The 13,508-nt window shown below is 66.7% G+C and carries 14 protein-coding genes; 4 read left to right on the top strand and 10 right to left on the bottom strand.

Features of this window, described 5'->3' with window-relative positions:
* Positions 1 to 116 precede the first annotated feature (116 nt).
* Positions 117 to 1,247, bottom strand: a complete 1,131-nt coding sequence (locus OKW29_RS32700) for an anhydro-N-acetylmuramic acid kinase (RefSeq protein WP_429294985.1) — start codon at positions 1,245 to 1,247, stop codon at positions 117 to 119.
* Positions 1,248 to 1,426: 179 nt separating this feature from the next.
* Here OKW29_RS32700 and tyrS point away from each other — a divergent pair, with 179 nt between their 5' ends.
* The 3 genes from tyrS to OKW29_RS32685 all read left to right on the top strand — a co-directional run bounded on the left by tyrS (position 1,427) and on the right by OKW29_RS32685 (position 3,908).
* Positions 1,427 to 2,677 carry a tyrosine--tRNA ligase gene (gene tyrS / locus OKW29_RS32695; RefSeq protein ID WP_429293921.1) on the top strand — a complete coding sequence of 417 codons (1,251 nt, stop codon included), beginning with the start codon at positions 1,427 to 1,429 and terminating at the stop codon, positions 2,675 to 2,677.
* The gene (gene dtd, locus OKW29_RS32690; protein WP_429293920.1) at positions 2,674 to 3,132 is read left to right on the top strand and encodes a D-aminoacyl-tRNA deacylase; all 459 of its coding nucleotides are present in this window, start codon (positions 2,674 to 2,676) and stop codon (positions 3,130 to 3,132) included. Before tyrS ends, dtd begins: the two co-directional genes overlap by 4 nt.
* A 107-nt stretch (positions 3,133 to 3,239) precedes the next feature.
* Positions 3,240 to 3,908: a histidine phosphatase family protein gene (locus OKW29_RS32685; protein ID WP_187628202.1), complete on the top strand. Its 669-nt coding sequence runs from the start codon at positions 3,240 to 3,242 to the stop codon at positions 3,906 to 3,908.
* Between the two features lie 40 nt (positions 3,909 to 3,948).
* Here OKW29_RS32685 and OKW29_RS32680 read toward each other — a convergent pair whose 3' ends face one another.
* From OKW29_RS32680 to ruvC, 4 genes are all read right to left on the bottom strand, one after another.
* Positions 3,949 to 4,926 carry an oxygenase MpaB family protein gene (locus tag OKW29_RS32680; RefSeq protein ID WP_429293919.1) on the bottom strand — a complete coding sequence of 326 codons (978 nt, stop codon included), beginning with the start codon at positions 4,924 to 4,926 and terminating at the stop codon, positions 3,949 to 3,951.
* A 23-nt stretch (positions 4,927 to 4,949) separates the two neighbouring features.
* Positions 4,950 to 6,011 carry a Holliday junction branch migration DNA helicase RuvB gene (ruvB, locus tag OKW29_RS32675; protein WP_429293918.1) on the bottom strand — a complete coding sequence of 354 codons (1,062 nt, stop codon included), beginning with the start codon at positions 6,009 to 6,011 and terminating at the stop codon, positions 4,950 to 4,952.
* Between the two features lie 30 nt (positions 6,012 to 6,041).
* Positions 6,042 to 6,623, bottom strand: a complete 582-nt coding sequence (gene ruvA / locus OKW29_RS32670; protein ID WP_429293917.1) for a Holliday junction branch migration protein RuvA — start codon at positions 6,621 to 6,623, stop codon at positions 6,042 to 6,044.
* A 76-nt stretch (positions 6,624 to 6,699) separates the two neighbouring features.
* Positions 6,700 to 7,242 (bottom strand): crossover junction endodeoxyribonuclease RuvC, encoded by a 543-nt coding sequence (ruvC, locus tag OKW29_RS32665; RefSeq protein ID WP_184006515.1) that lies wholly within the window; start codon positions 7,240 to 7,242, stop codon positions 6,700 to 6,702.
* Positions 7,243 to 7,373: 131 nt separating this feature from the next.
* Here ruvC and OKW29_RS32660 point away from each other — a divergent pair, with 131 nt between their 5' ends.
* Entirely contained in the window at positions 7,374 to 7,613 is a 240-nt protein-coding gene (locus OKW29_RS32660; RefSeq protein ID WP_018421774.1) for a hypothetical protein, read from the top strand.
* Between the two features lie 75 nt (positions 7,614 to 7,688).
* Here the strand turns inward: OKW29_RS32660 and purH are convergent, their stop codons facing one another.
* The 5 genes from purH to OKW29_RS32635 all read right to left on the bottom strand — a co-directional run bounded on the left by purH (position 7,689) and on the right by OKW29_RS32635 (position 13,501).
* The gene (gene purH / locus OKW29_RS32655; protein ID WP_184058423.1) at positions 7,689 to 9,254 is read right to left on the bottom strand and encodes a bifunctional phosphoribosylaminoimidazolecarboxamide formyltransferase/IMP cyclohydrolase; all 1,566 of its coding nucleotides are present in this window, start codon (positions 9,252 to 9,254) and stop codon (positions 7,689 to 7,691) included.
* 55 nt (positions 9,255 to 9,309) lie between these two features.
* The gene (locus OKW29_RS32650; protein WP_008919619.1) at positions 9,310 to 9,543 is read right to left on the bottom strand and encodes a Fis family transcriptional regulator; all 234 of its coding nucleotides are present in this window, start codon (positions 9,541 to 9,543) and stop codon (positions 9,310 to 9,312) included.
* On the bottom strand, positions 9,540 to 10,616 hold the full coding sequence (gene dusB / locus OKW29_RS32645) for a tRNA dihydrouridine synthase DusB (RefSeq protein ID WP_090801809.1): 1,077 nt from the start codon (positions 10,614 to 10,616) through the stop codon (positions 9,540 to 9,542). The genes OKW29_RS32650 and dusB overlap by 4 nt, the downstream gene beginning before the upstream one ends.
* A gap of 188 nt (positions 10,617 to 10,804) precedes the next feature.
* Entirely contained in the window at positions 10,805 to 12,076 is a 1,272-nt protein-coding gene (locus tag OKW29_RS32640) for a UbiH/UbiF/VisC/COQ6 family ubiquinone biosynthesis hydroxylase (protein ID WP_429293916.1), read from the bottom strand.
* A 6-nt stretch (positions 12,077 to 12,082) separates the two neighbouring features.
* Positions 12,083 to 13,501: an aminopeptidase P N-terminal domain-containing protein gene (locus OKW29_RS32635; protein WP_429293915.1), complete on the bottom strand. Its 1,419-nt coding sequence runs from the start codon at positions 13,499 to 13,501 to the stop codon at positions 12,083 to 12,085.
* Between the last annotated feature and the right edge of the window lie 7 nt (positions 13,502 to 13,508).

The following is a 13,508-nucleotide window of genomic DNA, read 5'->3' as shown; positions in this document are numbered from 1 at the left end:
CAGGCTCTTCGTGCCACAGTGAAAACGGTGCCTCGGCGCCGTTTTTTTATTGTTTTCGCGCCGCAGAGGCAACCCGCGACATCAAGAGGCGTGGGTTTGTTCGCATCTGCCTTTTCTCAGCGCGGGTAAATAGCCCCCAACACCCGCTCCGCGGATGCCCCCGTCACGCTTGGCAGACTGCCCGGCAGACGCGCGATGCAGCGCATCGCGAGCCACGCGAACGCGAGCGGCTCGACCTGGCTCGGCGGCACGCCGAGCGCGTCGGTAGTCATCACGGGCACGCCGCTTACGCCGCTGTCTTCGAGCGCCTGCTGCAACGCCTTCATGATCTCCGGATTGCGCGCGCCGCCGCCGCACACGTACACGGCCCGCGCATCGGATGCATGCCGCTCAATCTCGCGCGCGACCGTCACCGCGGTCAGCGCGACGAGCGTCGCCTGTACGTCGGCTGGTGCGAGCGCGGAGAACGGCTCGAGCTTCGCATCGAGCCATGCGGTGTTGAACAGATCGCGGCCGGTGCTCTTGGGCGGCTGCTCTGCGAAGAATGGTTCGTCGAGCAACGCGTTCAGCAGCTTGCGATCGACCTGGCCACCCGCCGCGAAATGACCGTTTTCGTCGAATGGCTTCCCGAGCTGGCGCTCGGCCCACGCGTCGAGCAGCGCGTTCGCCGGCCCGCAGTCGAAGCCGCGCACGCCGCCGGTCGCGTTCAGGATCGTGATGTTGCTGATTCCGCCAAGATTGCAGATGACGCGCGTTTCGTCCTTCGCACCGAAGATCGTCGCGTGAAAAGCGGGCACGAGCGGCGCACCCTGGCCGCCTGCCGCGACGTCGCGGCTGCGGAAATCGGCGACCACGTCGATATGCAGCATTTCCGCGAGCAGCGCCGGGTTGTTGATCTGTCGCGTATACCCCTTTTCCGGCCGATGCCGCACGGTCTGCCCATGCACGCCGATCGCACGGACGTCATCGGCCGATACGCGGCTGTCGCGCAGCAGATCGTGGCAGCACACCGTGTAGCGCGTCGCGAGCGCGTTGGCGGCGAGCGCCTCGCGCTCGATCTCGTTGTCCCCCGGCTGTTGCAGCGCGAACAGCGCTTCGCGGATGCCGGCCGAAAAGCCGACGAACGCCTCGGCCAGCACCTCGGGCGGCTTCCCTTTGGCAAACCGGACGGCCACGCCGTCCACACCGTCCATGCTGGTTCCCGACATCAGTCCGAAATAGATGCCGTCTGCGGGATCTTGCGCCACGTCGCTGCTCCTGTCGATGTTCATTCCGATTCGTTGTAGCAGATTATCGGCGCAAACGGCGAAGGTGACGCGAGCCGCAACGAATTGGCCCGTCGCGGGGCCGTGCGGGGCGCGTGAGTGGGCGCGGCGGCGCGCATCTATGGGACAATCCTGTTTTTTCGCGACTTCACGTTTCCAGCATGAGCACCGAGTCCACCCAGCCCAATCCCGCTTCCGCCTTCCCGATCACCGACGAAGTCCGTCACGCGCTCGCCGTGACCAGGCGCGGCGTCGACGAACTGCTGATCGAAGACGAATTCGCGCAAAAGCTCGCGCGCAGCGCGGCGACGGCCAAGCCGCTGCGCATCAAGCTCGGGCTCGATCCGACTGCACCCGACATCCACATCGGCCACACGGTCGTGCTGAACAAGATGCGCCAGTTGCAGGACCTCGGCCACACGGTGATTTTCCTGATCGGCGACTTCACGTCGCTGATCGGCGACCCGTCCGGGCGCAACGCGACCCGCCCGCCGCTCACGCGCGAGCAGATCGAATCGAACGCGAAGACCTATTTCGAGCAAGCCGCGCTCGTGCTCGATCGCGACAAGACCGAGATTCGCTACAACAGCGAATGGTCGATGCCGCTAGGCGCCGACGGCATGATCAAGCTTGCGTCGCGCTACACGGTCGCTCGCATTCTCGAGCGCGAGGACTTCACGAAGCGCTTCCAGGGTGGCGTGCCGATCTCGATCCACGAATTCCTGTACCCGCTGATGCAGGGCTACGACTCGGTCGCGCTGAACGCGGACCTGGAGCTCGGCGGCACGGATCAGAAGTTCAACCTGCTGGTTGGTCGCGAGTTGCAGAAGCAGTACGGCCAGGAGCAGCAGTGCATCCTGACGATGCCGCTGCTCGAAGGGCTCGACGGCGTCGAGAAGATGTCGAAGTCGAAGAACAACTACATCGGCATCAGCGAAAAGCCGACCGACATGTTCGGCAAGCTGATGAGCATCTCCGACACGCTGATGTGGCGGTACTTCGAACTGCTGTCGTTCCGTCCGATGGACGAAATCGCCGGCTTCAGGCGCGAGGTCGACGCGGGCCGTAATCCGCGCGATTTCAAGGTGATGCTCGGCCAGGAAATCGTCGCGCGTTTCCACTCGCAGGCGGACGCCGAACGCGCGCTCGAGGACTTCAACCATCGCGCGAAGGGCGGCGTGCCCGACGATATCCCGGCCGTGAAGCTCGCGGGCGCACCGCTCGCGATCGGCCAGTTGCTGAAGCAGGCGAACCTCGTACCGTCGACGAGCGAGGCGCTGCGCAACATCGAGCAAGGCGGCGTGAAGATCGACGGCACCGCGGTGTCCGACAAGGGCCTGAAGGTCGAAGCGGGCGAGTACGTCGTGCAGGTCGGCAAGCGCCGTTTCGCGCGCGTGACGCTGACGGCGTGATCGCGCTGATCCAACGCGTGCGGCGCGCCGAAGTGCGCGTCGCCGATCGCGTGACAGGCGCGATCGACGCGGGCCTGCTCGCGCTCGTCTGCGCGGAGCGCGGCGACACCGAGGCCACGGCCGACAAGCTGCTCGTCAAGGTGCTCGGTTACCGCGTGTTCAGCGACGCGGCCGGCAAGATGAACCTGTCGGTGCAGAATCTCGACGGCGCCGGACGCGCGGGCGGGCTGCTGCTCGTGTCGCAGTTCACGCTCGCGGCCGATACCAACAGCGGCCTGCGCCCGAGCTTCACGCCGGCCGCGCCGCCCGACGAGGGCAAGCGCCTGTTCGACTACTTCGTCGCGGCCGCGCGCGCGAAGCATCCGATCGTCGAGACTGGCGAGTTCGGCGCGGATATGCAGGTGTCGCTCGTCAACGACGGGCCGGTCACGTTCTGGTTGCAGACCAACGCGTAAAAGAACGCAAACGTTCGAGCATGCCGTCGCCGCAGGCGAGCCGTGCCGAGCCGCTGCTTTTTGCCACAATAGTCGCTCGACACAACCGCGAACGGCACCTCTCTCTCATGACGACGCAGATTCTGTTTATCCGGCACGGCGAGACCGACTGGAACCGCATCAAGCGCATTCAAGGCCACATCGACATTCCGCTTGCGACGACCGGCGTCGCGCAGGCGCGACGTCTCGCACAGCGCCTCGCCGACGAGGCGAAGCAGGGCGCGCGGCTCGACGCGATCTATTCGAGCGACTTGCAGCGCGCGCAGCAGACCGCGCAGCCGATCGGCGAGGCGCTTGGCCTGCCGCTGCAGTCGCGCGAGAACTTGCGCGAGCGCTCGTACGGCGCGTTCCAGGGCCATGACAGCGACGAGATCGCGCTGCGTTTCCCCGACGAATACGCGCAGTGGCAAACCCGCGATCCCGGCTTTGCGCCGCCCGAGGGCGAGTCGCACCGCGTGTTCTACCACCGCATCGTGCATGCGATCGAGCCGCTCGTCGCCGCGCATCCGGGCGGGCGCATCGCCTGTGTCACGCATGGCGGCGTGCTCGACTGCGTGCGCCGCTTTGCAACCGGCATGCGGCTCGACGCACCGCGCGACTACCCGCTGCTGAACACCAGCCTGAACGTCGTGGATTACGGGGACGGTCGCGCGACGATCGTGTCGTGGGCGGACGTAACGCATCTCGACGGGGGCAGCGCCGACGATGATGGTTTCAGGAAGGGACCGGGGCGGTAAGCAAAGGCGGGCGGGCAATGGCCCGAGACGCGTGGCGCAATCAATCCCGCTCCCGCACCGCCGCCGCCGCGCGCCGCCGAGCCCGCTTCGATACTCCATTGACCAGCGCCCAGCGGATCACCGGCGCGACGACCCGCACGGCAGGCCGCGCGAAGGTTCGACGCAGCGCCGCGTGGCGATTCAAGCCGAGCATCGTCTGCGCCCAGTCGGGCAACAGATCGACCCCCGCGTTGAGCATCAGCGTGCCGGCGGGTCGCATCGCGAAGCTCGGTGCCGGCGCGTTCATCAGAATCCTCACGACTTCGCGCGTGCGCTCGCTCGCGACGAGCGCGGGCCGCATCGCGAGCAGGTACGCCTCGATCTCGGCGCGCGAGCGCGGAATATCGACGGCGCCGAGCATTTCCGCGATGCGCGCGGTTTCCACGAAGTATTGATCCTGCGCCGCGACGGACAGCACCGGATTCACATAGCGCAGATGCGCGGTCATGAAGCTCGACACTTCCGCGACGTGCACCCACGTCAGCAGCGCGGGCTCGCTCGCGCGATACGACTGGCCGTCCGGTGCGACGCCGGTCACGTCGAGATGAATGCGCTTCACGCGCTCGATCAGCGCGAGCGCATCGTTCTTGCTGCCGTACGTTGTGCCGGCGATGAACGTCGCAGTGCGACGCAGCCGGCCCAGGATGTCGGTGCGAAAGCTCGAGTGATCCCAGACGCCCGCGAGCGCGAGCGGATGCAGCGCCTGAAGCAGCAGCGCGCTGATGCCGCCCGTCATCATCGACGTGAAGTCGGCGTGGACCTTCCAGCAGACGGAGTCCGGCCCGAACAGACCGGGGTCGCCCGGCGGCGACGAGTAGTCGAGCACCGGTCCGCTGCCGGTCGTCAGATGCGTGACGCCGGCGGCGAGCTTCGAGCGCAGGCGGTGGGTGAGGCGCTGCGTGAAATTGCCAGACGTGTCGCCGGCGGGATTGACAGGTGAACGGTTGGAAGGGCCGGGTTGCTGGGTCTGGTCTGACATCCTGGTCGGCCTCGTCGCGTGACTCAGTTCGTGGAATCCCACAGAGCCGGCCGCGCGCTCGCCGAATCCGGCGCGGCCAGTCCGAAATGCCGGTACGTGAGCAGCGTGGCGATGCGGCCGCGCGGCGTGCGCTGCAGGAAGCCCTGCTGGATCAGATACGGCTCGAGCACGTCTTCGATCGTGTCGCGCTCCTCGCCGATTGCCGCCGCGAGATTGTCGACACCAACCGGGCCGCCGTCGAACTTGTACAGGATCGCTTCGAGCAGCTTGCGGTCCATCAGGTCGAAGCCGACCGCGTCGACGTCGAGCATGCTGAGCGCGGCGTCGGCCACCTGCGCGGTGATGTTGCCGTCGGCCTTCACTTCGGCGAAGTCGCGCACGCGCCGCAGCAAGCGGTTCGCGATACGCGGCGTGCCGCGCGCGCGACGGGCGATTTCGAACGCGCCGTCCGGATGGATCTGCGCGCCGAGCAGCGCGGCCGAACGCGTGACGATGCGCGTGAGCTCCTCGGCGTTATAGAACTCGAGTCGCGCGACGATGCCGAAGCGGTCGCGCAGCGGATTGGTCAGCATACCCGCGCGCGTGGTCGCGCCGACCAGCGTGAACGGCTGCAGATCGAGCTTCACGCTGCGCGCGGCCGGCCCTTCGCCGATCATGATGTCGATCTGATAATCCTCGAGCGCTGGATACAGGATTTCCTCGACGACCGGCGAGAGCCGGTGGATTTCGTCGATGAAAAGAACGTCGTTGGCTTCGAGATTGGTCAGCAGCGCGGCGAGGTCGCCGGCGCGTTCGAGCACCGGCCCCGACGTTTGCCGCAGATTGACGCCCATCTCGCGCGCGATGATGTGCGCGAGCGTGGTCTTGCCGAGGCCCGGCGGCCCGAACAGCAGCACGTGGTCCAGCGATTCGGAACGGCGCTTCGCGGCCTCGATGAAGATTTCGAGCTGGCCGCGCACTTTCTCCTGCCCGACATATTCGTCGAGCTGACGCGGGCGCAGCGCGCGCTCGAACGCTTCTTCGTTCGGCGACACGGGCGTGGCCGCGATGATGCGCTCGGCGGCGAGTTTGTCGGTTTCGATCATGCGGTCATTGTACCGCGCGCGGCTTGGCGCTTAGCCCTTCGACAGCGCCTTCAGCGCGAGCTTGATGCCCTCGGACACGCCCGTACCGGCCGGCACGTTCTTGATCGCCGCGAGCGCTTCTTTTTCCGAGTAGCCGAGCGCGAGCAGCGCATTGAGGATGTCGGACGCGTGGTCGGATGGCGACGCGGCGCCCGCCATCGCGCCGAGGTCGGCGCCGAGCTTGCCCTTCAGTTCGAGCAGCAGCCGCTCGGCGGTCTTCTTGCCGATGCCCGGTACACGCGTGAGGCGCGCGGCGTCCTGCATCGTGACGGTCTGCGCGAGCTCCGCGACGCTCATGCCCGACAGCACCGCGAGCGCCATGCGCGCGCCGATGCCGGAAATCTTCAGCAGCTCGCGGAACGTCGAGCGTTCCTGCGCGGTGCCGAAGCCGTACAGCAGATGCGCGTCCTCGCGCACGATCATCTGCGTGAGCAGCACGATGCGCTCGCCGGTCGACGGCAGGTTGTAGAACGTGCTCATCGGCACGTCCACTTCATAGCCGATGCCGTTGCAGTCGACGAGCAGATGCGGCGGATTTTTTTCCAGCAGAACGCCGGCGATGCGACCGATCATGGCGGATTAGTTTTCAGAGTCGGATGGGAAAGCGCGAGTGTAGCGCAGCGGATCGGCGGCGCGGGGCATAGTTGCGCTAGCCGACCAGACGGCCGCGCCGCACTCGCAACCCCTTCTTCGCGAGCGCCGGTGCGATGCCGCCGAGCGTGCTCAGTGTCGAGCCGCCGTGCGCGTGGCAGATGGCCATGCCGAGCGCGTCGGCGGCGTCCGTGCCGGGCACGCCCGACAGGCTCAGCAGCCGCACGACCATCTGCTGCATTTGCTCCTTGGTCGCGCGGCCATAGCCGACCACCGACTGCTTCAGCTGCAGCGCGGTGTATTCGGCGACCGGCACGCCGCCCGCGACGAGCCCGCAGATCGCGGCGCCGCGCGCCTGGCCGAGCAGCAGCGTCGACTGCGGATTGACGTTGACGAAGACTTTTTCGATGGCCGCCTGATCCGGCGCGTGCTCGCGGATCAGCGTCGAGATGCCCGCGAAGATGGTGCCGAGCCGCGACGGCAGATCGGCGTCGGCGGTGCGGATCACGCCGCTCGCGACGTAGCTCAGTGTGTGGCCGTGTTGTTCGATCACGCCGAAGCCGGTCACGCGCAGGCCGGGGTCGATGCCGAGAATTCTCATGAGGTGCCGCACAAACCTTAAAAACCAGGTGCCTGCGATACTACAACGAACGCGGCGCGCGGCGGTCCGCTGGCAGCATGCTTAGCGGAATAAAAGCTGCTAAAGGCTTTGCGCAGGGAGGGCGATCGAGAATGGAGCGCTACCGCAATCTCAGCGGCGACTCGGGTGTCGACGCTTACGAAATCGGCGACGATTTCATCAAGGTGCGCTTTCGGCCGGGCGTCGTGTATTGGTACACAGAGGCGAGTGTCGGCGCTGAACATGTCGCGGTGCTGAAGCGTCTCGCGCGGCGGGGCCGGGGTTTGGGCACGTACATCAGCCAGCATGCGCAGGTGCGGGACGGTTACGCGCGCAAAGAGCCGGACGATTGAACGCGTCGCCGCGAAACAAAAGGCCCGGCGGGACAACCCGCCGGGCCTGTCTTGCGGCTACCGAACTTCAGCCGATCAATGACGGAAGTGACGCACGCCAGTCAGCACCATCGCGATATTGTGCTCGTCGGCGGCGCTGACCACTTCGTCGTCGCGCACCGAGCCGCCCGGCTGGATCACGCAGGTCGCGCCTGCCGCGACGACCACATCGAGACCGTCGCGGAACGGGAAGAACGCGTCCGATGCGACCGCCGAACCGGCCAACGTCAGACCGGCGTTCTGCGCCTTGATGCTCGCGATGCGCGCCGAATCCACGCGGCTCATCTGGCCCGCGCCGACGCCGAGCGTCATACCGTTCGCGCAGAACACGATCGCGTTCGACTTCACGTACTTCGCGACTCGCCATGCGAACAGCAGGTCGTCCATTTCCTTCGGCGTCGGATGACGCTTCGTGACGACGCGCAGTTCGCGCGGCTGCACGTTCTTCGAGTCGAGCGACTGCACGAGCAGGCCGCCGCCGACGCGCTTCAGATCGAACGTGTTATGGCCTTCGCCCAGCGTGATTTCGAGCAGACGCACGTTCTGCTTCGCCGCGAACACCTGACGCGCTTCGGCGCTGAACGACGGCGCGATCAGCACTTCGACGAACTGCTTCGCCACCGCTTGCGCGGTCGCTTCGTCGACTTCACGGTTGAACGCGATGATGCCGCCGAACGCCGAGGTCGGATCGGTCTGGAATGCCTTCGAATACGCTTCGTGAGCGTCCGCGCCGAGCGCGACGCCGCACGGATTCGCGTGTTTGACGATCACGCAGGCCGGCACATCGAAGGTCTTCACGCATTCCCACGCCGCGTCGGAGTCGGCGATGTTGTTGTACGACAGTTCCTTGCCCTGCAACTGGTTGTAATTCGCGAGCGCGCCGGCCGGCACCGCCAGGTCGCGGTAGAACGCCGCGCTCTGATGCGGGTTTTCGCCGTAGCGCAGGTCCTGCACCTTGTCGAACGCCATGTTGAAGGTGGCCGGGTACTCGTTGCGCGACGAATGCTGCAACTCGTCGGTCAGGCTCGTCAGGTAGTTCGTGATCGCGCCGTCGTATTGCGCGGTGTGCGCGTACACCTTGGTCGCGAGGCGGAAGTTCGTCTTGTACGACACCGTGTTGCCGTTCGAGCGCATTTCGTCGAGCACGACCGCGTAGTCGGCCGGATCGACCACCACCGTCACGTCGCGGTGATTCTTCGCGGCCGAGCGCAGCATCGTCGGGCCGCCGATGTCGATGTTCTCGATCGCGTCCTCGAGCGAGCATTCTTCCTTCGACACGGTCTGCACGAACGGGTACAGGTTCACGACCAGCAGGTCGATGGTCGGAATGTCGTGCTTCTCGAGCGCGGCCATGTGCTCGGGCAGGTCGCGGCGCGCGAGGATGCCGCCGTGCACCTTCGGATGCAGCGTTTTCACGCGCCCGTCGAGCATTTCCGGGAAACCCGTGTAGTCGGCGACTTCGGTGACGGACAGGCCCGCGTCCGCGAGCAGTTTCGCCGTGCCGCCGGTCGACAGGATCTTGATGCCGAGGTCCGACAGCGATTTGGCGAAGTCGACGATGCCGGACTTGTCGGAAACGGAGATGAGCGCTTGCTTGATCATGATGAAGACGAAAAGCCGAAGGGAAACGTGGCAGGGCGCGAGAAACTACGACGCGCTACAGCAAACCGTGTTGTTGCAGCTTCTTGCGCAGCGTATTGCGGTTGATGCCGAGATACTCGGCGGCCAGCGACTGGTTGCCGCCGGCCTGCTCGAGCACCACTTCGAGCAAGGGTTTTTCCACGCATGAAATGACCATGTCGTAGACGTCGTGCGGATTGGAGCCGTCGAGATCCTGGAAATACACGTCCAGGCTGTCGCGGACAGATTGTTCGATGTTGTTCTTGCTCATGCTGCTAGTCGGTCGGAGTTGTCCTCGCTCTCGCTGTCGAGCCCGGGGTTGCCGGGCGCTTCGTCGACGTAGACGAGGCGGTCTGAGATCGCCTTTTGCGCGTCAAAGAACTCGTTGACGGCGAGGAGTTGTTCGCGCGTGGTGTCCAGCGTATTCATGCGATGCCGGAACAGGTTGGCGCCGGAAAGGCCGCGAGTGTACCAGCCGATGTGCTTGCGCGCAGTGCGGACACCGGTAAATTCCCCGTAAAAAGCGTAGTGATCTTCGAGATGTTCGTTCATCACCTGCTGGATTTCGTCGATTCGCGGCGGCGGCAGCAGCTCGCCCGTTTGCAGGAAATGCTCGATTTCGCGAAAGAGCCACGGACGCCCCTGCGCGGCGCGCCCGATCATGATCGCGTCCGCGCCGGTCGCGGCGAGCACCTCGCGCGCCTTTTGCGGCGACGTGATGTCGCCGTTCGCGACGACCGGAATGCGCACCGCCGCCTTTACCGCGGCGATGGTTTCGTACTCGGCGTCGCCGTGGTACAGGTCCGCGCGCGTGCGGCCGTGCACGGTCAGCATCGAGATGCCCGCTGCTTGCGCGAGACGCGCGACGTTCAGCGCGTTTTTGTTCTCGCGATTCCAGCCGGTGCGGATTTTCAGCGTGACGGGCACCGCGTCGGGCCCGACGCCGACCGCGTTCACGACGGCCTCGACGATGCGCTGCACGAGCGGTTCGTTTTGCAGCAGCGCCGAGCCGGCCGCGACGTTGCAGACCTTCTTGGCGGGGCAGCCCATGTTGATGTCGATGATCTGCGCGCCGTTCGCGACGTTGTAGCGGGCCGCTTCGGCCATCATCTCCGGGTCCGCGCCGGCGATCTGCACCGCGATCGGCTCGACCTCGCCTTCGTGGTTCGCGCGGCGCATGGTCTTTTCGCTCTTCCACAGCTGCGCGTTCGACGCGACCATTTCCGACACCGCATAGCCCGCGCCGAGCCGTTTGCACAGCTGGCGGAACGGTCGGTCGGTCACGCCGGCCATCGGGGCGACGAACAGGTTGTTACGCAGATTGTGGGGGCCGAGAGGGGGCATGGCGTGAGTGCGCGCCGACGACGGGCCAGGATTTGACAATCGTGACAGCCGGCGCAGCGCGAAATGCGAGGGAAAACGGCTATTTTAGCGTTAACGGGTTGCCGGGACTCGCGAACCGAGTCTCGTAACCCGTTAAATCTTCTATGAAAGTCGCCCGGCTCATAGAACCGCGCAGCGATTTCTCGCGCTTAACGGCGCTGGCCGAACATCATCTGCCGGGCGAGCGCGGTTTTGACCGGCGGCACGAATTCGAGTGCGGTCAGGGCGAGGCCGCGCAATACCGCGAGCGGCGCGAAGTCGACGGTAAAGAGGCGCGCGAGCGTGTCGGTCGAGCCGATCGTCAGGCGCCGGTCGAGCGCGCGGCGTTGCGCGAAGGTGGCAAGCGCGAGCGGGGTCGGGCCTTCGGCCGATAGCGCGTCGACGAGCGCATGCGCATCGCGCAAGCCCAGATTGAGGCCCTGGCCCGCCACTGGATGCAACGTCTGCGCCGCATTGCCGATCGCGACGATGTGGCCGTTCACGAGCGTGTCGACCGTGTTGAGACCGAGCGGGAAAGACGCGCGACCCTTGATGTGTGTAAAGCGGCCCATGCGGTTGCCGAACGCGGCGTCGAGCTCGCGCAGGAACGCTTCGTCGGAAAGCTGCGCGCGGCGCGCGGCTTCGTCGGGCGCGCAGCACCAGACGAGCGCGTAGTCGGCGCCACGCACGCCACCCATCGGCAGTAGCGCGATCGGACCTTGCGAGGTGAAGCGCTCCCATGCGACGTGCGGCTGCGGCGCGGACACGGTGACCGTGCCGACCAGCGCGGTCTGGCCGTAGTCGCGCGAGCCGGGGTTGTTTTTACCGATGTTGCGTGCGCCGGCGTATTCGTCGGTTGCGCGGCTCGGATTTATCGCGTGCTTCTGGTCGCCGAACAGGCCGCCCTCGGCGTTGACCAGAATTCGCGTGCGCAACTGGCGCGCGACGCCCGCGGTTTCGATCGGCAGCGTGACGCCGTCGAGCTCCTGAACCGGCGCGCCGGCCGAGGTCGAGCGGAACCAGTGGACCGGCGTCGCATGCACGGCGTCGGCGAGGCCATGCACGATCGAGCCATAGCGCAGCACGTAGCCGAGCGCGGGCAGGCCGTGCTCGCGATGATCGATCAGCGTGCGGCCGAAATGACCGCGTTGCGACACGTGGATGCGCTCGATCGCGGTGGCGTCGGCGGGCCAGCGCAGCGGCTCGAGGATCATCCGGCTGCCGTGCGAGACCGCGATCGCGCGCGGATCGGCGATCGAGTCTTCCGGCTCACGCGCGTCGACGAGCGCGATCTTCAGCTCGCGCGTCACGCTGCGGCGCGCGAGCCAGCCGGCGAGCGCGAGGCCGACCGGCCCGGCGCCGACGATCGTCACGTCGAAATCGAACCCCTGCTGGTGGGAGGCGGGCCTCAGGATCACCGCCGAGGGAGATGCTTCGTTCATCGCGGATCAGGTCCTCTGTTGATGCGACGCTTGATGGAGGGCTCGTGCTTCCTGCATCAGCGCCTCGATCTCGTCGGCGGCGACCGGCACGTCGCGCGTGATCAGCTCACAGCCGGTCGGCGTCACGATCGCGTCGTCCTCGATGCGGATGCCGATGTTCCAGTAGCGTTCGGGCACACCCTCGGCCGGGCGGACGTACAAGCCCGGCTCGATCGTCAGCGTCATCGACGCGCGCAGCGTGCGCCACGGCAGCACGCCCGCTTCGTCGCGCGGCGCGCTGCGCTCGCGGTAGTCGCCGCAGTCGTGCACGTCCATGCCGAGCCAGTGGCCGGTGCGGTGCATGTAGAACGGCACGTAGGCGCGCTCGGCGATTACGTCGTCGATCGAGGCGAACTTCGCGCGCGGCACGATGCCGGTGTCGAGCAGCCCCTGCGACAGCACGCGCAGCGCGGCCTGATGCGGATCGTCGAAGCTCGCACCGGCGTGCGTCGCGTCGACGGCGGCCTGCTGCGCTGCCAGCACGATGTCGTACAGTTCGCGCTGCGCCGGCGTGAAACGCCCGCTCGCCGGAAACGTGCGCGTGATGTCGGACGCGTAGCCGTCGAGTTCGCAGGCCGCGTCGATCAGGATCAGGTCGCCGTCGCGCGCGATCGCGTTGCCGGCCGGGTAGTGCAGCACGCACGCGTTCGCGCCAGCCGCGACGATCGACGTATAGGCCGGCGCCTGCGCGCCAAACTTGCGGAACGTGTAGAGCAGTTCGGCCTCGAGTTCGTACTCGCGGATACCGGGCCGGCACAGCGCCATCGCGCGACGATGCGCGGCCGCCGAAATCTGTCCGGCGCGGCGCATGACCGCGAGTTCGTGGTCGTCCTTGACGAGCCGCATCTCGTCTAGCAACGGCAGCAGGTCGCGCGCGGCCGTGGGCGCAACGGTGCCGCCGCGGCTTTGCGCGCGCACCGCGTCGAGCCAGCCGCGCACCTGCTCGTCGAAATGCGCCGAGGTGCCGAACGCGTAGTGCAGCGCCGGCTTGTCGGCGATGATGCGCGGCAGCTGCGTGTCGAGTTCGCCGATCGGGAACGCGGCGTCGAGCCCGAATGCTTCGCGCGCGCCGTCGGGGCCGAAGCGGAAGCCTTCCCATGTCTCGCGCTCGACGCTTTTCTCGCGGCAGAACAGCATCGACGCGGGCGCGCCGGGCGCGGCGCTGGCATCGAGCACCAGCAGCGCTTCGGGCTCGGTGAAGCCGGTCAGATAATAGAAGTAGCTGTCGTGGCGGTACGGGTAGTCGGTGTCGCGGTTGCGCAGCGCTTCCGGCGCGGTCGGGACGATGGCGACGCCGCCGCCCGCGGCGCGCAGCGCGGCGAGAACGCGCTCGCGGCGCGTGCGGTAGACGTCGATGGCGATGGTGGGTTCGGTCGGCTGGTTCATCCTGCGA

This window comes from Paraburkholderia sp. CI3 (assembly GCF_050436505.1).
Lineage (GTDB): Bacteria > Pseudomonadota > Gammaproteobacteria > Burkholderiales > Burkholderiaceae > Paraburkholderia > Paraburkholderia tuberum.
This window is presented reverse-complemented; position numbering and strand designations above follow the sequence as displayed.

Bases quoted from the DNA above. Each gene is read 5' to 3' on its own strand.
- tyrS (WP_429293921.1), top strand. From the start codon at position 1,427: ATGAGCACCGAGTCCACCCAGCCCAATCCCGCTTCCGCCTTCCCGATC.
- OKW29_RS32685 (WP_187628202.1), top strand. From the start codon at position 3,240: ATGACGACGCAGATTCTGTTTATCCGGCACGGCGAGACCGACTGGAAC.
- OKW29_RS32680 (WP_429293919.1), bottom strand. From the start codon at position 4,926: ATGTCAGACCAGACCCAGCAACCCGGCCCTTCCAACCGTTCACCTGTC.
- ruvB (WP_429293918.1), bottom strand. From the start codon at position 6,011: ATGATCGAAACCGACAAACTCGCCGCCGAGCGCATCATCGCGGCCACG.
- ruvA (WP_429293917.1), bottom strand. From the start codon at position 6,623: ATGATCGGTCGCATCGCCGGCGTTCTGCTGGAAAAAAATCCGCCGCAT.
- ruvC (WP_184006515.1), bottom strand. From the start codon at position 7,242: ATGAGAATTCTCGGCATCGACCCCGGCCTGCGCGTGACCGGCTTCGGC.
- OKW29_RS32660 (WP_018421774.1), top strand. From the start codon at position 7,374: ATGGAGCGCTACCGCAATCTCAGCGGCGACTCGGGTGTCGACGCTTAC.
- purH (WP_184058423.1), bottom strand. From the start codon at position 9,254: ATGATCAAGCAAGCGCTCATCTCCGTTTCCGACAAGTCCGGCATCGTC.
- OKW29_RS32650 (WP_008919619.1), bottom strand. From the start codon at position 9,543: ATGAGCAAGAACAACATCGAACAATCTGTCCGCGACAGCCTGGACGTG.
- dusB (WP_090801809.1), bottom strand. From the start codon at position 10,616: ATGCCCCCTCTCGGCCCCCACAATCTGCGTAACAACCTGTTCGTCGCC.
- OKW29_RS32640 (WP_429293916.1), bottom strand. From the start codon at position 12,076: ATGAACGAAGCATCTCCCTCGGCGGTGATCCTGAGGCCCGCCTCCCAC.
- OKW29_RS32635 (WP_429293915.1), bottom strand. From the start codon at position 13,501: ATGAACCAGCCGACCGAACCCACCATCGCCATCGACGTCTACCGCACG.